The organism is Desulfatitalea tepidiphila (genome assembly GCF_001293685.1).
GTDB classification, from domain to species: Bacteria; Desulfobacterota; Desulfobacteria; order Desulfobacterales; family Desulfosarcinaceae; genus Desulfatitalea; species Desulfatitalea tepidiphila.
Window position 1 is genome coordinate 863,927 of the sequence record NZ_BCAG01000003.1, and the last position, 22,000, is coordinate 885,926.

Genomic DNA, 22,000 nt, shown 5'->3' on the forward strand with positions numbered 1-22,000 from the left:
GAGGGAGTTTTGGCCAAGACATCATTACGCATGAAAGCGCAGCGTAAGCCTAAATTCAGCGTAAGAGCATATAACCGGTGTCCTTTATGCGGGAGACCGCGTGCGTTTATCCGCAAATTTGGCATATGCCGCATCTGTTTTCGTAATATGGCATCTTTAGGTAAGCTGCCGGGAGTGGTGAAATCAAGCTGGTAGGACTCCCATGCGGATGACTACCTCCTTATAGCGTAAATCAGGCAACGAATTTGAGTTAAACGGAGAGTACAATGGCGATCACCGATCCAATTGCCGACATGCTCACCCGGGTGCGTAATGCCGGGAAGGCAAAACTGAACAGCGTGGATATCCCCGGTTCGAAATTGAAGACAGAGCTTGCAAAAGTGATGAAGAGCGAAGGATATATTCGCAATTATAAATTCATCAAGGACGGCAAGCAAGGTATACTGCGGATCTACTTGAAGTATGGGGATAACCAGTCCCATGTGATTCTTGAAATGAATCGTGTCAGCAAACCCTCCCGCAGGGTTTATGTCAGTGCCAGCGACATTAAGCCAATTTACAATGGACTGGGAGTCGCGATTTTGTCTACCTCGAAAGGAATTCTGACCGATCGACAGGCGAGAAAAGACAATATCGGCGGCGAAATTCTTTGTACAATTTTCTGATCCGGTTTATGCCAACACGGTCTTGATCCATATTCCCAAAATGATTGGATCGGTGCCATATTTCATATTTCCCTGTCGGGAGAGTTAAAGAAAAATTTCTGACGCATAGAGCTGGAACATAGAGGTGGAAAGATGTCTCGAGTAGGAAAGAAGCCAGTCGCCTTGCCCGAAAAGACCACCATCAATTTCAAAGATGGTATGGTGACGGTTCAGGGTAAAAATGGCAAATTGACTCACATGGTTCATCCGGATATCGATCTCAAAATTGAGGCAGACCGGATAGAGGTGGTCTCCAAGACAGAAGACCGGAAGGCAAGTGCCTTACAGGGCATGACCCGTAGTTTGCTGGATAACATGGTCACCGGTGTGAGCAAGGGATACGAACGCGTGCTGGAGATCAATGGAATCGGTTATCGGGCTGAGGCGAAAGGCAAGAGCATTCTTTTCAATCTCGGGTATTCACACCCCATCGATTTTCCGTTGCCGGACGGCGTTTCGGCAACCGTAGAGAAAAACAATATCGTCAAACTGGCCGGTATTGATAAACATCTTCTGGGGCAAACGGCCGCAAGAATTCGACAACTGCGACCACCTGAGCCATACAAAGGCAAGGGCATCAAGTACGCCGAAGAATATATTCAACGCAAGGCCGGAAAAACGGGTACGAAATAATTGTCATATTCGGATGAATGGACACTTAACATCAAATATCTATTAGACGCACTTCATGGTCTAAGATCTTAGCGGGGATCAACATGAGCTCGACAAGTAAAAAAGAAGTCGCCCGATTGAAACGAAAGGCGCGAATTCGGAAAAAAATGAAGGGAACTATGGAGCGTCCGCGGCTTTCGGTGTTTCGAAGCGCGAGGCACATCTACGCGCAAATTGTAGATGATACTGCGGGTGTGACCCTCGTAGCGGCGTCGAGTGTCGAAAGCGCGTTTAAAGAACAATCAAAATTTGAAAACAAAAAAGCGGCTGCCGTATTTGTCGGCAAAATGGTCGCACAGCGCGCCTTGGAAAAGGGAATCAAGCAGGTTGTATTCGATCGCAACGGCTTCCTGTACCATGGCAGGGTCAAGGCCGTTTCAGACGGTGCGCGTGAAGCGGGACTCAATTTTTAGCCGATGGGCATAACGTTATAAGGAGGCAAGCCCTTGTATAAACAAGATGTCGATGAAAACCAATTAATTGACAAGGTCGTGCATATCAGTCGAGTCGCCAAGGTTGTTAAGGGTGGACGTCGCTTCAGTTTTAGTGCCATCGTCGTCGTTGGTGATGGCAAGGGAAGTGTCGGCTGCGGACTTGGAAAAGCCGGTGAGGTGCCAGAGGCCATTCGCAAGGGTGTCGAGAAGGCCAAGAAGAACATGACCACCGTCCCTTTGAAGGAAGGAACCATACCCTTTCAAGTGGTCGGACGTTTCGGTGCAGGTCGGGTTATGTTGAAGCCAGCATCCGAAGGTACCGGCGTGATTGCGGGTGGCGCGGTAAGGGCTGTGCTCGAAGCGGTGGGTATTCAGAATATTTTGACCAAGTGCATGGGGACCAACAATCCGCATAATGTTGTGAAGGCAACCATTGAAGGGTTGCAACAGCTTCAAAGTGAGGAGCAGGTTGCCGCAAGACGCGGGTTGCAGAAACAGGATTTAAGGTAGGGGATTAAAGACATGTCTGGCAAAATCAATATCACCCTTAAAAAAAGCATGGTCGGCCGACCTGAAAAGCATCGTAAAGTGCTTCGTGGTATGGGGCTCACCAGGATCAACAAAACAGTTCAGCTGGAAAATACGCCGGCGATCCGGGGCATGATTGAAAAAGTGTCGCATCTGGTTACGGCTGAGGAGACAAGATAATGAAGTTGCACGAGTTGAAACCCGCCAAAGGAGCGACCAAAAATCGCAAGCGGAAAGGGAGAGGCGTAGCGTCCGGGCAAGGTAAGACCGCTGGGCGTGGAAACAAAGGCCAGAATGCCCGTTCAGGCGGGGGGGCCAGGCCTGGCTTCGAAGGTGGCCAAATGCCGCTTCATAGAAGACTCCCCAAAAGAGGTTTTACCAACATCTTCAAAAAAGAGATGGCAGTCGTCAATCTGAAAGACCTGGAAGGTTTCGATTCCGGTTCTGTGGTAGATTCTGCCACGCTGGTGCGCAATGGGCTCGTCAAGGGCCGGTGGGATGGTGTCAAGCTTTTGGGGCAGGGAGAGATTCGCGTTCCGCTAACGGTTAAATTGAATGCCATCAGCCGCACCGCAAAAGATAAAATCGAGGCGGCCGGCGGGTCCGTAGAGGTCATCTAAATGGTTGGCAGCGGTTTCGGTAATCTTTTTAAAATTCCTGAGTTGCGGCAGCGAATCTTTTTTACTGCGGCACTGCTATCGGTTTACCGCATCGGTGTCTATGTGCCGACGCCGGGTATCAATGCGGGTGCGCTCAAGGATCTTTTCGCGTCCATGCAAGGGACCATATTCGGGGTATTCAATATGTTTACCGGAGGTGCCTTGGAGCAATTATCCGTATTTGCGCTTGGCATCATGCCCTACATCAGTGCGTCCATCATTTTGCAGCTACTCACGGTGGTCATTCCCCACTTGGAAGAGCTGAAAAAAGAAGGTGAGCAAGGTAGAAAAAAGATTACCCAGTATACCCGTTACGGAACAGTTCTTCTCAGCATTATTCAGGGATTTGGCATCGCCGTGGGGTTGGAAGGGCAGTCATCACCCACCGGTGTTGGGGTCGTATTCGATCCAGGCTGGGACTTCAGATTGATGACCGTGATTACCCTGACAGCCGGAACGGCTTTCATTATGTGGCTGGGAGAGCAAATCACAGAAAGAGGGATTGGAAACGGAATATCTCTGATTATTTTTGCCGGCATCGTGGCCCGCATGCCGGCTGCTATCGGCAATACCTTCAGGTTGGTCCAACAAGAAGAGTTTAACATTTTTGGTCTCATTGTTTTGCTCGTACTGATGATTGCCGTTATCGGATTCATTATTTTTGTCGAGCAGGGACAGCGGCGTATTCCCGTGCAATATGCGAAAAGAGTCGTGGGACGGCGTATGTATGGAGGACAAAGTACCCATTTACCGTTAAAAATTAATTCATCCGGCGTCATCCCCCCGATATTCGCCTCTTCAATTTTGATGTTTCCTGCGACCATTGCCCAGTTTGCCGAGGTGGGGTGGCTCAAGAGCATATCGGACGCCGTTCAACCCGGCGGGATTTATTACAACATCGTATTCGTGGGATTTATCGTATTTTTTTGCTACTTTTACACGGCCGTTACATTCAATCCTGTAGATGTGGCTGATAATATGAAAAAAAATGGCGGGTTCATACCTGGAATCAGGCCTGGGAAACGGACAGCGGATTACATTGATCGCGTCTTGACCCGCATCACATTGGGTGGCGCCATTTATGTCTCTGCAGTGTGTGTGTTGCCGACTGTTTTGATTGCACAATTCAATGTACCGTTCTATTTCGGAGGTACCGCATTACTGATCGTTGTCGGAGTGGCCATCGATACCATCGCTCAAATGGAATCGCATATGCTGACGAGACACTATGAAGGCTTTTTGAAAAAAGGCACCATGCGAGGCCGAAGGTGATCGATACGTGCATAATCGCTACTTGGAATTCTATAGATAGGTAAGTCGGCAACCCAAGGGGGGACCATGGCCAAGGAAGAACCAATAAGGGTAGAAGGTGTTGTGCTGGAGACATTGCCGAATGCAATGTTCAAGGTTGAGCTGGAGAACAAACACCAGGTCCTGGCCCATATCAGTGGAAAAATGCGAATGCATTTTATCAAAATCCTGCCCGGAGACAAGGTGACGGTTGAACTTTCTCCTTATGATCTCACCCGAGGAAGAATTACCTATCGGTCGAAATAGACCATGCATCGACCGATGATGGACATGTAAATGAATATCGCTGGACTTAAAGCGCACTCAACATAGGAGCTAAGAACAATGAAGGTCAGGGCATCAGTAAAAAAGATCTGCAGTAAATGTAAGGTTGTTCGCCGCAAGGGCGTTGTGCGGATCATTTGTGTAAACAAAAGACACAAGCAAAGACAAGGTTAAAAGCCTTATTTGAAGGAGGATTCGCTTTGGCACGAATTGCGGGTGTAGATTTACCGAGACGCAAAAGGGTCGAGATCGCGCTGACCTACATATATGGAATTGGTCGGTCGAGATCGAATCTTATTCTGTCACAACTCAACATTGACCCCAATACGCTTACCGACGATCTCACAGATACAGAGGTCAACGATATCCGTAAGGTGATTGACGGCAACTTCAAAGTTGAAGGCGAGTTGCGGACCGAAGTGTCTATGAATATTAAGCGGCTCATGGATCTGGGGTGTTATCGAGGTTTAAGACACCGACGCGGGTTGCCGGTTAATGGACAACGTACCAGCACAAACGCAAGGACCAGAAAAGGGCCCAAACGCTCGGCGGTCAAGAAAAAGGGCGCGGCAAAGAAGAAGTAGCACGCTAACCGTTAAGGGATGTAACAGATGCCAAGAAAAACCCGTACAAAGAAAAAAGAGAAAAAAAATATCGCCAATGGTGTGGTGCATATTCAATCCACCTTCAATAACACCATTATTACCATTACGGATGCGACCGGTAATGTCGTTTCATGGTCGAGCTCCGGCGTTATGGGGTTCAAGGGCTCCCGAAAAAGCACGCCCTTTGCTGCCCAGGTGACTGCGGAAGATGCAGCCAAAAAGGCAATGGAACACGGCATGAGAAATGTTGAAGTCTACGTCAAAGGCCCAGGAGCAGGCCGCGAATCCGCGCTGAGGGCGTTGCAGGCTGCGGGTTTCACCGTTACGATGATCAGGGATGTGACCCCCATTCCGCACAATGGTTGCCGCCCTCCGAAACGTAGAAGGGTATAATTACACCAAGTTGAGATTTGGTCTGAAAATCATTTAGAAAAACACCAAATCCGCTCCATTGCTATAAGGAGGCAATATTGGCACGATATACTGGTTCGGTATGTAGAATATGCCGAAGGGAAAATTTAAAGCTGTTCCTGAAAGGTGATCGTTGTTACTCAGATAAATGTGCGTTCGACAGGCGCAGTTATGCCCCGGGAGAACAGGGACAACGTCGTCGTGGGAAAATATCCGACTATGGCGTTCAGCTGCGAGAGAAGCAAAAGGTCAAACGGATGTATGGCCTTTCCGAGAAGCAGTTTCATTTGAGTTTCGTCGAAGCAGATCGTCAAAAAGGGATTACGGGTACCAATTTGCTCGTACTTTTGGAAAGACGACTGGATAATGTGGTCTATCGCTTAGGTTTTGCTAACTCGAGAAGCCAAGGCAGACATTTTGTCCGGCACAATCATTTTCTGGTCAACGGAAAACAGGTGAATATTCCCTCCTATCTGCTTGCTGTCGGCGATGTCGTCAGTGTTAGGGAAAAAAGCCAGAAAGTACAGGCGATTTGTGATTCGGTAGAAGCTGTCGTCAGGCGAGGCGTCCCCCAGTGGCTGGATCTCGAAAAGGACAAAATGAAAGGCGTTGTCAAGAACCTGCCTGTCCGCGATGATTTGACCATGCCGATGCAGGAACAGCTTATCGTTGAGCTCTATTCCAAGTAGTTTATTGGCTCGTAGATAATGCTCAACTATCATTTACTTCGAGCTCGGCATCAAATTTTTAATATTTTACAGGCTGGAGAATGGGTATGCCATCAAATGAACTTATGTACGTCAACTGGCAAGAGATGATAAAGCCGGAAAAAGTGCAGGTATCCAGCACGAATGAATACGGCAAGTTCGTTTGCGAGCCGCTTGAGCGTGGTTTCGGAACGACCTTGGGTAATTCGCTGCGGCGCATCATTCTCTCTTCCTTATTTGGCGCTGCAATTACATCCGTAAGGATAGACGGCGTTCAACATGAGTTCAGTGTTATCCCCGGCGTTTTAGAAGATGTATCTGAAATCATTTTGAATCTGAAGCAAGTGCGTTTGAAGACAAAAGATTACCAACCGCGCAAGCTGACCTGCAAAGCGAATGGAGAAGGAATTGTCACTGCCGGGCAGTTCGTAAGCCCGGACGGCGCCATAGAAATTCTTAATCCTGAATTACATATCGCCAGTCTATCCCCCGAGGGGAAGTTGGTTATGGAGATGATGGTCAAGGGCGGTAAGGGTTATTCGCTGTCTGAAGCCAACAAGGAAGAAGATGCGCCAATCGGCACCATTCCCATCGATGCGGTATTTTCGCCGATTAAGCGAGTGAATTATGTTGTAGGGAACGCACGTGTTGGACAACGTACAGACTACGACAAGTTGACCCTTGAAGTGTGGACGGATGGTAGTGTTTCACCCGAAGATGCGGTGGCCTACGCGGCAAAGATTTTCAAGGACCAATTATCGATATTCATCAATTTTGACGAGGACGTCGAAGCGGATAGCAGTAAGAAAATGAGTGACGACGAACTGGTTGAATTTAATGACAACCTGTATCGCAGTGTCGACGAACTCGAATTGTCTGTGAGAAGTGCCAATTGTTTGAAGAATGCAGAAATTAATAAAATCTACCAACTCGTACAAAAGACAGAAAACGAGATGCTTAAAACCAAGAATTTCGGGCGAAAATCCTTAAATGAAATCAAAGAGGTTTTGACAGAGATGGGGTTGACGCTGGGTATGAAGCTCGATGGATTCGTACCACCACCCGAAGATACGGCAGAAGAAGAAGGGGAGTTATAGTTGCCATGAGACACAGAAAATCAGGAATCAAGCTCGGCCGTACCACCAGCCACAGGCAGGCCATGTTTCGTAACATGGTGACCTCCTTGTTCAAATATGAGCGCATACGCACCACCGACGTAAAGGCCAAGGAATTGCGCCGTTGGGCTGACCATATCATTACTTTAGCTAAAGTCGGCGATCTGCATGCACGCAGGCAAGTAATGGCGATTGTGCGCGAAAAAGACATTGTACACAAGCTGTTTGAAGACGCCGAAAAGCGGTTTGGGAAAATCAACGGCGGATATACCCGAATTGTTAAAATTGGTACCCGCCCTGGTGATTCAGCACCCGTTTCATTGGTAGAGCTGGTTTCGACAGAGGAAGCCAAGCCAAAAGCCAAGAAAAAGTCCAAATCACCAGAAAAAGTAAAACAACCTGAGCCGGTAAAACAAGAAAAAGAAGATACCGCAGAAGCATCGGCCGCCGCTTCGGCTGATCAAGCATCGACATTGCCGGAAAACACAGAAGAGCCGACTGGCGAAGGCAGCGCCGATGCAGTCGAGGCCTCGCCGGTAAAAGCAGAAACCGATCAGCAAGCCCCACAGGCTGACGCTGAATCAAAAGATGCTGAGGAAGTTACCAAAAAGCAGGAATAATTGCCTAAGCATATGTGTTATGAGGGCTTTCCCCTGAATTTAGACAGGGAAAAGCCCTTTTAGTTTTGACGGCAACGTCCGGTAATGACCCGTTACCGATTCATCTACCCTGCCCCCTTCCGAACCTGCCCCAATGATTCGATCGATGGCAGGTGACTTCAAACACCTCTCCAAGCGGCATCGAATTCGACGGATACGGTCCGGCTACAAATCCTGTCGCCCAATTTGAGGGGTTGAATCCGGTGAATTGTTTGAGATATACATTAAAGATACGTTTAGGACAGCCTTCCTGGGGACGGACCATTTCATGTATCAGACTTATTTCGGATTAAAAGAAAAGCCTTTCAAACTGGTGCCGAATCCTGATTATCTCTATTTGAGCAAACAGCATGAGATTGCACTTGCGCATTTGACTTACGCCATGGATCAGGGCGAGGGTTTCGTCGTGATTACCGGTGAGGTGGGTACAGGCAAAACCACCTTGTGCCGTAATTTTTTAGAAAGATTAGATGAAAATTCCTCCTCGGCTTATATCTTTCAGCCAGCTCTCGACTCCGTGGAGTTGTTGACAACCATATGCAATGAATTCGGAATTCGAACCACACAAGCCAGTTTTAAACAGTTGCTCGATGTGATCAATGCCTTCTTGATTCAACAAAACCAAGACGGCCGAAAAGTCGTCCTGCTCATCGATGAGGCCCAAAATCTGAGAGTTGAAAATCTGGAATTGGTTCGAATGCTGTCGAACCTGGAAACCACTCGCAGCAAACTGTTGCAGATTATCTTGGTTGGGCAACCTGAATTGAGCGATAAGCTCGATTCCTACGAGTTGCGTCAATTGGCACAACGCATATCTTTAACGGCCCACCTGTCACCGCTCGGTTTCGATGAAACGGCCAGTTACATTCATCATCGGGTGCATATCGCGGCCCAACGTAACTTGACTTTGTTTACCCCCGCTGCCTGTCGCTTGATATTCAAATATTCAAAAGGCATCCCGCGGATGATCAACATCGCCTGTGACAGAGCCTTGATAACCGCTTTCAGCATGGAGCGGCCGAAAGTCACACGAGCCATCGCCGGAAAGGCCATCCAAGAGCTGACGATGCGCGGGCGCCCTCCAAGTCCTCATCCTATTAAGAAAATATTGGCCTGGTCTCTCGCATGTTTGGTCGTTTGCGCTTTTGCGGGCCTGTTTTATTTTAACAGGCAAGAGATCGTGAAGCTGTTCGTTCCGAATCATATTACGGCGAACCGGATTGATTCTACGAGGGTGAAGCGCGACGTCTCCTTTGGTGAAACAGGAGAGGCCACGAAGACTTACAAGATAGATGAACCCACACCATTGAGCATTTCGCCAACCCCAGAACCCACATCAGAACCTGCAATTGCTTCAGCCGCCGCCGAGCCACAGCTTTCACCTACCCGTCCGCACAACCCCATTCAAGATGCCTTGGCACTGCTGGATCATCAAAACAGTCGCTTCGCTGCACTGGCTCATCTGTTGGCCTTATGGGAGCAACCGCACCCCAACCAGGCGCAACTGCCATCCCAAATCGAGGACACCGGCTACTTCGATATCGCCGCCCATCAATACGGATTGCGATTGCATGCCATTGATTCCGATTGGACACTGGTCAGGCGATTGAACCTGCCGGCCATTGTGGCCTTAAAAAAGGAAAACTCCGAGGAACTCGTCTTTGCTGCCTTGGAAAAGTGGGACGAGAAAGGCATCTTGTTAAGGATCGAAGGCGCTCCTTCTGCCATCGAGACCAACCTTGAAGGTCTGATGCCACTTCTGGATGGCAGTGCCTATGTGTTCTGGAAAAACATCCTTGGATTCGATGCGCTGATCACCGAGGGCGCACCACCGAAAGCCGTTCATGCCATCAAAGCGCTTTTAAAGAACATCGGTTATGATCAGATCGGTGATAGTCCTGTCTTTGACTTGCATACCAAACAAGCGATTCTCGATTTCCAGAAGCGTCATTTTATCGAACCAGATGGTCTGATTGGACCGTTGACCAAAATTTTGCTGATTCAACAGGCGCAAGCGGTTAAATATCCGCAATTGAGCATGGAATAGGAGACCGTCGTCGAGTGAGTACCATTTTAAAAGCGTTGAAACGGTTGGAGACGGAACAGGCCCTCGGACACGCCGAGGGGTTGCCCGCGCCGCTTGCTTTCAACACCCAGGGATCACTACGCCGCAAAAAGATATTTGGTGTTTTCCCAAATCACCGTTGGGCATGGATCGTTATTGTTTTGTTTTTATTGGCAACTGTCACGATCGTTGTTTCGTTCATCCAGCGGCAGCCCCCTCAGATGATCGACGGTGCCCGGCAAGCCTTTGATAACCGGTCTGATCTCCGCACCGCGGAAGCTCCGAAGGACCCATCCGCGACCCCCTCCGCTTCATCTGCGCCGGCACCTGCACCAGAGAGCGATCCGGTGGTTTTGAAGGATGCGCTGGAGGGCCGACCCGTAAGGTCGCAGGGTCCCCCAAGCACCGGGGAACCATCCGGCTCGATGGATTCACCTGGGCAACCGCCGCATACCGGTCCATCGTTTATGGAAACCCCACAACAGCGCATCATCGTCACCGATCCCCCTGAGGATGTCGGCCAGGGAGCGTCGATCGTCGCGACTCAAATGGAGAAACCGGACAATACACCGCTGCAGCAGGCGCCTTCCGATCCTGCCCAAAATGGGGCGGATCCCTACGCAACAGCACGGCGAATGACCGATGGCCGTCTGGAGGTTCAAGCGATTGCCTGGGCCGAGGAACCGTCCGAACGCATGGCCGTGATTAACAACCACATCGTTCGCGAAGGTGGCAGTGTGGAGGGCTTTTTTATTGTCCGCATCGGCAAGGACACGGTTATCCTTCGAGAGAATGGCCGTTTGCTGAAGATTCTCTTTGGCGAGCCATAGGGCGACACATCTGACGGCCATGACGGGTCGGGTGCAGAGCCGGCTGCGATGTGAAAGATGACGGGTCCTCTGGGGCCTGGCGGCACAATGATGTGCGGGGCGATCCAGTTGCCGGCAACCGGTTTTCATGCCATGAGCCATGGATACTTCGTTACAAGTAGCGGGAAATGATCCGGGAATTGGATGTTGATTATGCCACCCTTTTGCGCTAAACCATCACGATCCATGCAATCAGACCACTTGCGCCCAGGGGCAGTTCAACGGAGTGATATTTCAATGGATCCATCCCATATTCTTAAAGATAAAGTGGTGCTGGTGGTTGATGATGAACCGGACGTGCTCGATACCGTAGCGGATATACTGGATACCTGCCACATTACCAAAGCGCGTGATTTCGAAACTGCCCGCCAATATTTGATGAGTTTTACCTACGATATCGTTATCTTCGACATCATGGGCGTCAATGGATTCGAGCTGTTGAAGATGGCCGTCAAGCGGGGTTTTCCTGCGGTGATGCTGACGGCCTACGCACTAACCCCCCAGGCCTTGGAAAAATCCATCCGGTTGGGTGCTGTGAGCTTTCTGCCCAAAGAGAAGATGAGTGAACTGGATGATTACCTGGCGGACATTGTCCTGACCGGAAGCAAGCCCAGATGGGGGCGGCTTTTCGAAAAGCTTGGGGATCTTTTCAGCAAGCGTTTCGGATCGGATTGGAACGAGCGGAATAAATTCTTCAAAGAATTTGAAGAGACCCTCAAAATGAAGGAGAAGGATGATGGTTAAAAAGTCGGCGACAGCCTTAATCGCATGTCTGGTGATCATCGGGTTTTCATTCCAACCGGCATTGGCAGCTTACAAGGTGGGGGCCATTTTTTCGGTCACCGGGGGCGCCTCGTTTCTAGGTGACCCAGAGAAGAAAACCGCTCAGATGGTGGTGGATCAGATCAACGGAGACGGGGGTATCAACGGTGAGAAAATAGAGCTCATCGTCTATGACGATGAAACCGATCCTACCAAATGCAATTTGCATGCGAAGAAACTTATCACCCAGGACAAGGTTGTCGCGGTTATCGGGCCATCGGTCAGCGGGCTTAGCCTCGCCATCATCCCGGTGTTCGAAAAGTTCAAGACGCCATTGGTTTCATGTGCCGCCAGCTACAAGATCGTCTATAATGAAAAGACTGGAAAGCCCTATAAGTGGGTTTTCAAAACGCCCCAATCCGACAGCTTGGCGGTCGAGGCCATTTACACCAAAATGCAATCCATGGGCATCAACAAGATCGCAGTCATTACCGTTACCGATGGCTATGGGGCCAGTGGTCGGCACGAATTGCTGCGCTTGGCCCAGGCTTATAAAATGGATATCGTAGCAGATGAGAAATACGACCCCAAAGATACCGATATGACCGCTCAGCTCACCAAAATTAAGGGCCTGGCTCCCCAGGCCATCGTGAACTGGTCTGTCGGTCCCACACAGGTAACGGTGTTGCGCAATTGGCGGGATCTTGGAATGACCTCCATTACATTTTTCCAGAGCCACGGTTTTGGAAGTCGCAAAAACATCGAACTGGCCGCTGGTGCCGCCGAAGGTGTCCTCTGTCCCTTAGGAGCATGCAACATCGCCGATCTGCTGCCCGAAGGCCACCCCCAGAAGCAGGTCACCATGGCGTATCAGAAGAGTTATACGGAGACATATAACGAGCCCTTGAGTTCGTTCGGTGGCCATGCATGGGATGCCATTCAGCTCGTGGTCGATGCACTCAAGGCGGTTGGCGGGGATCGCGCCAAGATTCGGGACTACCTTGAAAACAAGAAAGGCTTCGTCGGTCAGCATGGGGTGTTTAACTTCTCACCAGAAGATCACAACGGTTTGACCAAGGAGGCCTTTCAAATGGTGGTAGTCAAGGACGGCGACTGGGCCTTGGCCGAATAATGCCGGTCAGGAGGCGAGAACCCACATCAGAGGGGAGCAGACAAGGCTTCTGGGTGGACATTACCCTGCTCATCTGACAATAACCATCAAGGGTGGTCGATCATTGCGCCGCCCTTGATTGCTATCGTGAATTCACATGTGCTGATGGAAACTATATCTGCTGCCAGCCAACTGTTTCAATTCATTGTCACCGGTCTCACCGTCGGGGCGATCTACGCCATGGTGGCGATCGGCTTCAACATTATCTATAATGTGACCGAAATCATCAATCTGGCCCAAGGGGAATTCGTGATGCTGGGTGGATTGATCATGGTCTTCATGCACGTCACCGTGGGACTTCCGATGATCCTGGCCTTCGTCGCCACCGTATTGTTGGTGACGCTGACGGGTACGATGTTGGATCGCCTGGCCATCAAACCCATTCGGCAGCCTTCGGTGATGACCTTGATCATCGCCACCATCGCCGCCTCGATTGTCATCAAGGGGACGGCCATGCTCATCTGGGGGAAATCGCCATATGATCTGCCTGCATTTTCAGGCAGGACGCCCATCGAACTGGGGGGTGTCATCATTCAGCCGCAGTATTTGTGGGTGATCGGTTTTCTGGCCGTAGTGGCCATCGGCCTCACCTTGTTCTTCAACCGCACCATTTTAGGCAAAGCCATGGCCGCATGTGCGGATAATCCCGATGCCGCAAGACTGGTGGGCATCAATGTCCAGTATATGGTGTTATTATCTTTTGCCCTTTCCGCCGCTATCGGTGCGATTGCCGGCATGACTCTGACGCCTATCGCCTTGATGGATTACGATCGCGGGGCCATGCTGGCCATCAAAGGTTTCGGCGCGGCCATTCTCGGAGGATTGGGGAGTTTTTCGGGTGCCGTTCTGGGCGGGTTGTTAATCGGTTTGATCGAGTCTCTGGGAGCCGGCTTTTTGCTGTCCGGCTACAAAGACGCCTATGCTTTGATCGTACTGCTGCTTGTTCTCTTTTTACGTCCCAGTGGTATGATGGGAAATTTCGAAGTCACGAAGTTCAAAAGGTTTTAGCGATGCTGAGGATACGCAAGGCGCCCATCTGCGTCGGTGCGCTTTTTATTCTTTTGTTTCCATGGGTCGCCGGGAGATTGCCAGCCATCGAGCACTACCCTGACCTGATGGTGTTTGCCGGTATCTACTGCCTGATGACCATCGGGATGAGTTTGCTTATGGGCTACGCCGGTCAGATCTCGTTGGGACATGCCGCATTCTATGGCATCGGCGCCTACGCCTCGGGTATTCTGACGACCCAATACAATCTGAATCCCTGGCTCTGCATTCTCCTCGGCAGTGTAGCGGCCACCGCGGTCGCCGTCGTTGTCGGGGCACCGTCACTGCGGTTGCGTGGACATTATCTGGCCATGGCGACGTTGGCCTTTGGCATCATTGTCAACATCGTCTTTCGAGAAGAAGCGGAATGGACCGGTGGCCCGGATGGTATGGGGGGGATACCCGGGCTGGACATCTTTGGATATTCGTTCGATTCGATCCATAAATATTACTACCTGGTATGGATCGTTGTAGCCATCGCTTTCTTTTTTACGATCCGGTTGATTCAATCGCCCACCGGCAGGGCGCTCAGAGCGATTCATGCGAGCGAGGCGGCGGCGAGTGCCATGGGTATCGATATTTCGAGATCCAAGATCGTGGTTTTTGCTTTTTCGGCGATTCTCGCTTCTGTAGCCGGCAGTTTATATGCGCATTACATGAATTTTATCAATCCATCGACTTTCGATACGCTCTTTTCAATCAAACTCGTCATCATGATTGCGTTGGGAGGCATGCATACGATCTGGGGTGCCGTGGTGGGGTCGGTGTTGTTCGCCTTTCTCAGCTTCGAATGGCTTCACCAATTCGGAGAGTACGAAATCGTGGTTTACGGGTTGGTCCTGATGATGGTGACCATCTATCTGCCGGAGGGATTGGTCGGGCTTCCCGGCAGGATTGTACAACGCGTAAGGAGATAGGTGCCGATGGCATCTGCGCCGCATAGCTCGCACTTGCTGGAAATCGAAGATTTGGTCATGGCCTTTGGTGGATTGACGGCATTGATGAATATTCAACTCCGTGTCGACAAAGGCACCATCAGGGCCATCATCGGACCCAACGGGGCCGGCAAGACGACCCTCTTCAATTTGATTACAGGTGTGCTTTCACCCACCGAAGGCACCATCCGTTTCAACGGTCATGTCATCAGCGGACAGAAACCGCATAAAATTGCGGCCCTGGGAATTTCACGCACCTTCCAGACCGTCGAACTGTTCGACAACATGACGGTGATCGAAAACGTCATGGTGGGGCGTCACCTGCATATCAACACCTCTTTTTTACACTGCGGTTTGGGTCTGCCCGCCATTCGATCCCAGGAAACAGCGATCGAAGCCCATGCCATGGCATTGCTGGACTTTATTGGTCTCGCCGACAGGGCGAACAGCATGGCCGAAAGCCTTCCCCTGGGTGAACGCAAGATTTTGGAGATTGGCCGTGCGTTGGCCACCGATCCTTTGCTGGTCTGCCTGGATGAGCCGGCGGCCGGCTTGAATGAAACCGAAACCGAAACGGCTGCCCGATTGATCAAGTCGATCAAGGACAAGGGAATCACGGTGCTTCTGGTGGAGCATGACATGAAGGTGATCATGAATATTTCGGATCAGATCACCGTGCTCAATTACGGTGAAAAGATCGCCGAAGGCACGCCCGAGGAAATCCGGGGCAATCCCAAAGTTATTCAGGCCTATCTGGGGGATAGTATTGCGGTCACATAAAATCATGTCACGTGATAAGAGCCGACAACGCCTTGGGGAAATCATCGAACAGCAAGGTGGCACATCAACCCATGATGCTTGATATTCAAAATCTGAACGCCGGGTATGGCGCGATTGCCGCAATCAGGGAGATCTCGCTCGAGGTTCCGGAAGGCAAGGTGGTGTCCATCATCGGGGCCAACGGAGCCGGTAAATCCACACTGCTCAAGGCGGTTTCGGGTTTGAACAAGAACCGTTCCGGTCGCGTCCTGTTCCAGGGAAAAAACATCGTCGACATGCCTGCGAACCGTATTGTATCCTTAGGATTGTCCCAGGTGGCCGAGGGAAGGCAGATTTTTGCCCATATGACGGTAGAGGATAATATCCATCTCGGAGCCTACCTGTATTACAAGCGCGGCAACAAGAGAGAAATAAGGGACCGCATCGAAAGAATTTATGAGTTGTTTCCAATTTTATCCAAGCGGGCCAGACAGATTTCAGGTACACTCTCCGGTGGGGAGCAGCAGATGCTGGCCATTGGCCGTGCGTTGATGACGCGGCCCAGGTTACTCCTTCTGGATGAACCCTCCATGGGATTGGCGCCGATCGTCGTGAAGGAGATATTCCATACCATCGAACGTCTCAACCATGAGGGAATGACCATATTGCTGGTCGAACAGAACGCCAGGGCAGCCTTGCAAATCGCCGATTTCGCCTATGTGCTCGAAACAGGCCGTGTTGTCTTGCATGGCCCCGCCAGTGACTTGATCAACGACAACCAGATCAAAGAGGCCTATTTGGGTGGATAGTTCGAAACGTTGAGGCTCGATGCGTCCGGTGATCCGCAGCAATGGCGGTTGGATATCCACTGAACGAAAATTATTTTATTAAAAGGTTTTGATGCATGGATGAAGATGTCAAGAAAAGGACTCAGGAGGTTGCGGCGCTCTACTTCGAAGGTGTGAGCGAGGAAAAACCCTTTGATCTCTGGCGCGCCTTCGACCCGGAATTGGGCAAACAGCTGTCCCTTTTCATAACGGGCAGGATGTACGGTCGGGAGAAGATTTCTCACCAGACCCGCCAATTGGTCACTGTTGCGGTGTTGACCGTCCTCGGGCGAAGCGAAGAGCTGAAGCTTCACATCCTTGCGGCTCTCAATGTGGGGTGCACGCCACGCGACATCGCCGAAGTGATTTTCCAGACATTTACCTATGCAGGGATTCCGACGGTGAATATGGCACTGAAAGTCCTTCGGGGTGTGCTTGTCGATAAGGGACTTTGGCCTTTGGCGCAGTGAAAGTGGAGACATCGGAACACTGACCGATGTCTTTGGCATTTTGGATACCACGGTTGTCGTGCATGTTGCCGGCAATCCAAAGATGAGCTGGAGACGATTGCGATGAGACCCTATTTTAGAAAAATGACGACTTTCGGACAGGCATTGAATCCCGGACAAATCAAAAGCGGCCAGGAGAATTTGGAAAAGATCAAGCAGGTCGAAGCTGATGTCGATGAAGCCGTGAACAAGGTGAAAAACGCCGGTTTCCCGGCTGAGAAGATCAATGCGCGGGGGCAGCTGACCGTCTTTCAGAGACTCGAATACCTGTTGGACCCGGGGACGTGGTGTCCTTTACATACGTTGTTCAACCCCGAGGACAACATCGAAGGGACGAGCAATGTCATTGATGGGTTGGGAAAGATTTCTGGCAAGTGGGCCGTGATTATTGGATTCGACAACAAGGTGATGGCAGGCGCCTGGTTGCCGGGCCAATACGAAAATATTCTTCGGGTGACCGATCTTTCCACGCGGTTGAATATTCCGTTGGTGTGGCTGGTGAATTGCTCGGGTGTGAAATTGACCGAACAGGAAAAATTTTACGCCAACCGGCGCTGCGGCGGCACACCCTTTTTCCGTCACGCGGAGATGAACCAGCTGGGCATACCGATTCTGGCCGGTATCTACGGCACAAACCCAGCCGGCGGCGGATATCAGGGCATCAGCCCGACGATTCTCTTCGCCCATAAGGATTGCAATATCGCCGTGGGCGGCGGCGGCATTCTCAGCGGCATGTCCCCAAAAGGCTACTTCGACGAAGAGGGCGCCGAACAATTGATCAGCGCCGCCAAGCAATTCAAGGTCAAACCGCCGGGAAGCGTCGATATTCACTACGATGCGACCGGATTTTTCCGATACAAATACGAAACCGAAACCGATGTGCTCGATGGTCTCAAGGAGTTCATGCGGGATATTCCGGCATACAAGCCCAAGTTCTTCCGGGTCGCCGATCCCATGGAGCCGAGATTCTCGGCCAATGATTTATATACGCTGGTCCCATTCAACCAGAAGCAGATCTACAATTTCGATGAGGTGTTGGCGCGCCTGGTCGATGGCAGCGAACACCTGGAGTTCAAGCCCGATTATGGTCCCGAAATTTACACCGGCCTTGTCAAGGTGGACGGATTCCTCGTGGGCGTCATCGGCAACCGGCAAGGCTGGCTCGGGGAAAACTATCCCGAATATGCCGATTATCCAGGGATCGGCGGCAAGCTTTATCGCCAGGGGCTCATCAAGATGAATGAATTCGTCACCCTCTGCGGCCGTGATCGCGTTCCGATCATCTGGTTCCAGGACACTTCCGGCATCGACGTCGGCGATATCGCCGAGAAAGCTGAACTGCTCGGACTGGGCCAGTCTCTGGTGTACTCCATTCAACAGACCGGGGTGCCCATGCTGCTGGTGGTGTTGCGCAAGGGCACGGCCGCAGCCCACTATGTCATGGGCGGCCCGACGGCTAATCGGCACACCGCCTTTACTTTGGGAACCGCCACCACCGAGATATACGTGATGCATGGGGAGACAGCCGCGGCCGCAAGCTTTTCCCGGCGCCTGGTGAAGGAAAAGGAGGCCGGCCGGCCACTTCAGCCGGTCATCGAGAAGATGAATGAGATGGTCAAGTCTTATTACGACAATTCGCGGCCGATCTACTGCGCGCGTAAAGGCATGGTGGACGAGATCGCCAAGATGACCGAGTTGAGAAGCTATCTGAAGGCCTTCGCCGGTGCGGCTTACCAGAACCCCAAATCGATTTGTCCCCAGCATCAGATGCTGCTCCCTCGGGTCATCAAGGGATAATGCCGCATCGCAGGGCCTTTGGATGTGTCGAATGTGGGGTGGTGGCTTGGAGAAGAGGCGCGGTGCCGGCCAGGGCGGTCAATCTTTTGTGTAGTAAACGCCCGGGATCCAGCTCTTATGCAGTTTGGTGGTCTTATCGGCCAACGCCTCTGTTTCGTCAATAAACTTGAAAACATGTTTGCCGATTCGAATGATATCGTTGTGGTCCAGACGCTTCAGGGCAACCGCCTCACCGTTCACATAGGTGTGGTTCGTACTTTGTAAGTCCTCGATGTAGTATGTCACCGCCTCCTGCTGCTCGGCGTCCTGTGTCATCGTGATTCGAGCATGTTTTTGACTGGCCAGCTTATCATCCAGGAAAATATCGCAATCCGCCATTCTGCCGATCTGCATTTCCGGCTTTTCCAAGGGGATTTTTTTGATGGTCAACCCTTCGTGTACGAGTACGAGAATGGCCATAGCGGTTCTCCTCTTCACGGTTCCTGCGGAGTGTCGTAAGCTTCGACCCGGGGTGCCGCATCGATCAGCTCGGCCCTGCAGGCCTTCAGCGCCTCCAACAGGTCACCTGCCGTGGCAAAACGGTCGTCGGCCGTCTTGGCGAGCAGGCGATTGACGATCCGTTCGCAGCAGAATGGCGCTTCGGGCGCAATTTCGGCGAGGGGTGCGTGGGCAGTGTGGTTGATGGCATACAAAATGGCGCTGATCGAATCCCCCTTGAACGGTTTGGCGCCGGATAGCAGTTCATAGAAGACGACCCCGAGGGAAAACAGATCGGAACGGCCGTCCAGCGGTTCCCCGTTGACCTGCTCCGGCGACATGTAGTTGGGGGTGCCGAGAATGACGCCCTCGCTTGTTTGCGACGCGTCCATGACATGGGCGATGCCGAAATCCGTCACCTTAACGCGGCCGTCTTCCAGCACCATGATGTTACCGGGTTTGATGTCCCTGTGGACCACCCCCTGGGCATGGGCATAAGCCACCGCGGCAGTGACATCCACGATCACATCGAGGACGCTGTCAAAGGGCAGTAGATCGCCGACTTTGCAATGGTGGGTCAGGTCAGTGCCGGTGAGCAGTTCCATGGCGATGTAGGCCATGTCATGCTCCTCCCCAACATCGTAAATCGACACGATGTTGGGGTGGGCGAGTTTACCTGCGGATTCCGCCTCCCTGAAAAATCGTGCCTTGACCTCTGCCAGCTCGTCGGAGGCGACCTCCGCATAAGCCAAGGTCTTGATGGCCACCTCGCGGTTGATTTTCGGATCCCGGCCGAGATAAACGGTCCCCATGGAGCCCCGTCCTATTTCCTGCAGGATTTCATAACGTCCGAAGGTCGGCTTGATACCGGTGTCGTCGATCATCAACGGCGCCTCGCTACGGGAGCCCCCGGCGTTCATGGAGATCGCGCTGTCCAGCGGCTTGAGCCGCTCACTGCGTTTATCGATGTCCTTGAACGGTCCGTCCGCGCGGATATGTTCATATATGGACAGAGCCCTGTTGAACATGCGTTTGCGTTCGAAATCGAGGGCCAGGTTGTACAGCAGATCCTTGACCGTATCGTCCTGAACCGGGCACTGCATGTATTTGTCATAGGCCATGTCGAGCATGCCCTGGCCCTGGTACGACAGTCCGAGCGCCTTGTTGGCCTCGAGTCTTTCGTTTTGCCGGACGCGGGATATGCTGGTCCACTGAAGGATGACGAATCCAAGGCAGGCCAGCACAACGGGTGCAAAGACCTTGACCCAGTAGCCATAGCCCACCAGCAGGATCGCTCCCATGCCATACCAGGTCGCCATAAAAATCAGCAGAATGGCCCCGCCGATGGTCGCATTGACGCGCGGGAGCACAAAGGCCAGGAAAAAGGCGAAGTAGAGCATCGCCAGCATTTCGAACCAGTGCGCCCAGGGGGGTCTCGAGAGGCGCACGTTGGATAAGATTCCTGCCAGCAAGTTGGCGTGAATTTCAACCGCCGACGCCTTGACCCGGGACCTGACACGATAGGTTTGGGCCGTTTCCGGATCGGTCAGACCCAAAAGGACGATTTTGCCCTTGAAAATAGACGGATCGATCGTTCCGTCGAGTATTTCTGCAGCCGTGTAAGTGCGTTTTTCCGTCCATTCACGGTTCAGGTTGAGCAGCATCTGGTAGCGCCTGTCGGTCGGCAGCAGCAAATGCTTGACGTTCAGCTGCGGTTCTCCAAAAAAATCATTGCCGATTTTCAGGTCCCACAACTGTGCATCGAGATATTTGATGGCCATCTGAAGGGCGAATGCGGGGAAAAGCCGGCCATTGTAATCGACCAGCAAGGGCACCCGCCTGACCGCACCATCCGGATCTTCATGAATGTTCACATGGCCCATGGCCCCCGCTTTTTTTGCCAGATCGTCGAAGGACTGCTTCACACTCTGGGCGCTGGACAGCGCGCCTGGCGCAGCGGCAAAAATTTGACCCAAAAGACCAGCCTGATTCCGCTCATCGACGGGGAGTGTTTCCGCTTTCAGGGAATTGATCACCAGGAGCCCCGGCAGTGTTTCATTTCCCGAAACGGTTGATCCTTTGGCAGAAAAGCGGATGGGCAACACCACATTTTTCGCCCGGCGAACGGCCGTGATCAGATCCGAATCCTGGTTCAAATCCCTCTCGGCAGCCGCCAGCAGATGGTCTACCAGTTCTGCCGTGCGTTTGCCTCCCGGCCATTTCTGTTCACTCGCTTTTTCCCGTAATTGTTTGATTTCAAGCACTCCAAGGTTTTGGTCCGGGTGCTCATAGAGCAGGCATATGCCTTGCGCCGCCGCTCCGTGGGCCGATAGAATCCGAACGATTTCGGCGATTCGCGGACGCGGCCAGGGCCAATCGCCGAATCTGTGGAGGCTCTCTTGATCGATAGCGACGATTTCGATGGGTTGCTCGTCGGGCGCACGAAAATAACCGGCCCATAGATCGTAATGGGCGTTTTCCAGCGGCGCCCAGGGGCAATGGGAAGAGCTCATGACGGCCATGAGGAAGGCGGTGAGCAGGGCGATTCGGACGGCCGGCGAAGCGAGAATCTTTAATGCGATGGAGCGAATTTTAGGATTTGATAACAACGTGTTACCTTGATGCTGAATGTTTACGGCCCGGATGCAAATCCCGTTGTAAAACTTTATATCTATATAAAATCATTTCCAAATGAGCAAGCCTGCTTTTCAAA

At 51.7% G+C, this 22,000-nt stretch carries 27 protein-coding genes; 25 read left to right on the plus strand and 2 right to left on the minus strand.

Annotated features, from left to right (window positions below; genetic code table 11):
* The first annotated feature begins 9 nt into the window (after nt 1–9).
* From DFT_RS24940 to DFT_RS08475, 25 genes are all read left to right on the plus strand, one after another.
* The gene (locus DFT_RS24940; RefSeq protein WP_076750453.1) at nt 10–195 is read left to right on the plus strand and encodes a type Z 30S ribosomal protein S14; all 186 of its coding nucleotides are present in this window, start codon (nt 10–12) and stop codon (nt 193–195) included.
* Nucleotides 196–266: 71 nt separating this feature from the next.
* The gene (rpsH, locus tag DFT_RS08365) at nt 267–665 is read left to right on the plus strand and encodes a 30S ribosomal protein S8 (RefSeq protein WP_054030756.1); all 399 of its coding nucleotides are present in this window, start codon (nt 267–269) and stop codon (nt 663–665) included.
* Between the two features lie 132 nt (nt 666–797).
* The gene (gene rplF / locus DFT_RS08370; protein WP_054030757.1) at nt 798–1,337 is read left to right on the plus strand and encodes a 50S ribosomal protein L6; all 540 of its coding nucleotides are present in this window, start codon (nt 798–800) and stop codon (nt 1,335–1,337) included.
* Nucleotides 1,338–1,420: 83 nt separating this feature from the next.
* Nucleotides 1,421–1,789: a 50S ribosomal protein L18 gene (gene rplR, locus DFT_RS08375; protein WP_054030758.1), complete on the plus strand. Its 369-nt coding sequence runs from the start codon at nt 1,421–1,423 to the stop codon at nt 1,787–1,789.
* 33 nt (nt 1,790–1,822) lie between these two features.
* Entirely contained in the window at nt 1,823–2,320 is a 498-nt protein-coding gene (gene rpsE / locus DFT_RS08380) for a 30S ribosomal protein S5 (RefSeq protein WP_054030759.1), read from the plus strand.
* 12 nt (nt 2,321–2,332) lie between these two features.
* A complete protein-coding gene (gene rpmD, locus DFT_RS08385; RefSeq protein ID WP_054030760.1) occupies nt 2,333–2,518 on the plus strand; it encodes a 50S ribosomal protein L30 in 186 nt (61 codons plus the stop codon).
* The gene (rplO, locus tag DFT_RS08390) at nt 2,518–2,958 is read left to right on the plus strand and encodes a 50S ribosomal protein L15 (protein WP_054030761.1); all 441 of its coding nucleotides are present in this window, start codon (nt 2,518–2,520) and stop codon (nt 2,956–2,958) included. The genes rpmD and rplO overlap by 1 nt, the downstream gene beginning before the upstream one ends.
* Nucleotides 2,959–4,269 (plus strand): preprotein translocase subunit SecY, encoded by a 1,311-nt coding sequence (gene secY, locus DFT_RS08395; RefSeq protein ID WP_054030762.1) that lies wholly within the window; start codon nt 2,959–2,961, stop codon nt 4,267–4,269.
* Between the two features lie 66 nt (nt 4,270–4,335).
* Entirely contained in the window at nt 4,336–4,554 is a 219-nt protein-coding gene (gene infA, locus DFT_RS08400; protein ID WP_054030763.1) for a translation initiation factor IF-1, read from the plus strand.
* Between the two features lie 78 nt (nt 4,555–4,632).
* Complete coding sequence (rpmJ, locus tag DFT_RS24945) at nt 4,633–4,746, plus strand: 50S ribosomal protein L36 (protein WP_076750454.1); 114 nt, start codon at nt 4,633–4,635, stop codon at nt 4,744–4,746.
* Between the two features lie 26 nt (nt 4,747–4,772).
* On the plus strand, nt 4,773–5,156 hold the full coding sequence (gene rpsM / locus DFT_RS08405; protein ID WP_054030764.1) for a 30S ribosomal protein S13: 384 nt from the start codon (nt 4,773–4,775) through the stop codon (nt 5,154–5,156).
* A gap of 27 nt (nt 5,157–5,183) precedes the next feature.
* The gene (rpsK, locus tag DFT_RS08410) at nt 5,184–5,570 is read left to right on the plus strand and encodes a 30S ribosomal protein S11 (protein WP_054030765.1); all 387 of its coding nucleotides are present in this window, start codon (nt 5,184–5,186) and stop codon (nt 5,568–5,570) included.
* 77 nt (nt 5,571–5,647) lie between these two features.
* A complete protein-coding gene (gene rpsD, locus DFT_RS08415) occupies nt 5,648–6,277 on the plus strand; it encodes a 30S ribosomal protein S4 (protein ID WP_054030766.1) in 630 nt (209 codons plus the stop codon).
* Nucleotides 6,278–6,363: 86 nt separating this feature from the next.
* Entirely contained in the window at nt 6,364–7,392 is a 1,029-nt protein-coding gene (locus DFT_RS08420; protein ID WP_054030767.1) for a DNA-directed RNA polymerase subunit alpha, read from the plus strand.
* Between the two features lie 5 nt (nt 7,393–7,397).
* Complete coding sequence (rplQ, locus tag DFT_RS27445) at nt 7,398–8,030, plus strand: 50S ribosomal protein L17 (protein ID WP_054030768.1); 633 nt, start codon at nt 7,398–7,400, stop codon at nt 8,028–8,030.
* Between the two features lie 307 nt (nt 8,031–8,337).
* Nucleotides 8,338–10,116 carry an ExeA family protein gene (locus tag DFT_RS08430; RefSeq protein WP_054030769.1) on the plus strand — a complete coding sequence of 593 codons (1,779 nt, stop codon included), beginning with the start codon at nt 8,338–8,340 and terminating at the stop codon, nt 10,114–10,116.
* A gap of 14 nt (nt 10,117–10,130) precedes the next feature.
* A complete protein-coding gene (locus DFT_RS08435; protein ID WP_054030770.1) occupies nt 10,131–10,964 on the plus strand; it encodes a general secretion pathway protein GspB in 834 nt (277 codons plus the stop codon).
* Nucleotides 10,965–11,240: 276 nt separating this feature from the next.
* Nucleotides 11,241–11,747, plus strand: a complete 507-nt coding sequence (locus tag DFT_RS08440) for a response regulator (RefSeq protein ID WP_054030771.1) — start codon at nt 11,241–11,243, stop codon at nt 11,745–11,747.
* Nucleotides 11,740–12,897, plus strand: coding sequence for an ABC transporter substrate-binding protein (locus tag DFT_RS08445; protein WP_054030772.1), 1,158 nt, complete (start codon nt 11,740–11,742; stop codon nt 12,895–12,897). Before DFT_RS08440 ends, DFT_RS08445 begins: the two co-directional genes overlap by 8 nt.
* 144 nt (nt 12,898–13,041) lie before the next feature.
* The gene (locus DFT_RS08450; RefSeq protein ID WP_054032410.1) at nt 13,042–13,944 is read left to right on the plus strand and encodes a branched-chain amino acid ABC transporter permease; all 903 of its coding nucleotides are present in this window, start codon (nt 13,042–13,044) and stop codon (nt 13,942–13,944) included.
* Between the two features lie 2 nt (nt 13,945–13,946).
* Nucleotides 13,947–14,900: a branched-chain amino acid ABC transporter permease gene (locus DFT_RS08455; RefSeq protein WP_054030773.1), complete on the plus strand. Its 954-nt coding sequence runs from the start codon at nt 13,947–13,949 to the stop codon at nt 14,898–14,900.
* A 6-nt stretch (nt 14,901–14,906) separates the two neighbouring features.
* On the plus strand, nt 14,907–15,698 hold the full coding sequence (locus DFT_RS08460; protein ID WP_054030774.1) for an ABC transporter ATP-binding protein: 792 nt from the start codon (nt 14,907–14,909) through the stop codon (nt 15,696–15,698).
* Nucleotides 15,699–15,769: 71 nt separating this feature from the next.
* On the plus strand, nt 15,770–16,486 hold the full coding sequence (locus DFT_RS08465) for an ABC transporter ATP-binding protein (protein ID WP_439950908.1): 717 nt from the start codon (nt 15,770–15,772) through the stop codon (nt 16,484–16,486).
* 95 nt (nt 16,487–16,581) lie between these two features.
* Nucleotides 16,582–16,974: a carboxymuconolactone decarboxylase family protein gene (locus tag DFT_RS08470; protein WP_054030775.1), complete on the plus strand. Its 393-nt coding sequence runs from the start codon at nt 16,582–16,584 to the stop codon at nt 16,972–16,974.
* A 102-nt stretch (nt 16,975–17,076) separates the two neighbouring features.
* Nucleotides 17,077–18,810: an acyl-CoA carboxylase subunit beta gene (locus DFT_RS08475; RefSeq protein ID WP_054030776.1), complete on the plus strand. Its 1,734-nt coding sequence runs from the start codon at nt 17,077–17,079 to the stop codon at nt 18,808–18,810.
* 78 nt (nt 18,811–18,888) lie between these two features.
* Here the strand turns inward: DFT_RS08475 and DFT_RS08480 are convergent, their stop codons facing one another.
* Both DFT_RS08480 and DFT_RS08485 read right to left on the minus strand, forming a co-directional pair.
* Nucleotides 18,889–19,269 (minus strand): FHA domain-containing protein, encoded by a 381-nt coding sequence (locus DFT_RS08480; protein ID WP_054030777.1) that lies wholly within the window; start codon nt 19,267–19,269, stop codon nt 18,889–18,891.
* A 14-nt stretch (nt 19,270–19,283) separates the two neighbouring features.
* Entirely contained in the window at nt 19,284–21,896 is a 2,613-nt protein-coding gene (locus DFT_RS08485) for a serine/threonine-protein kinase (RefSeq protein ID WP_054030778.1), read from the minus strand.
* Nucleotides 21,897–22,000 lie beyond the last annotated feature (104 nt).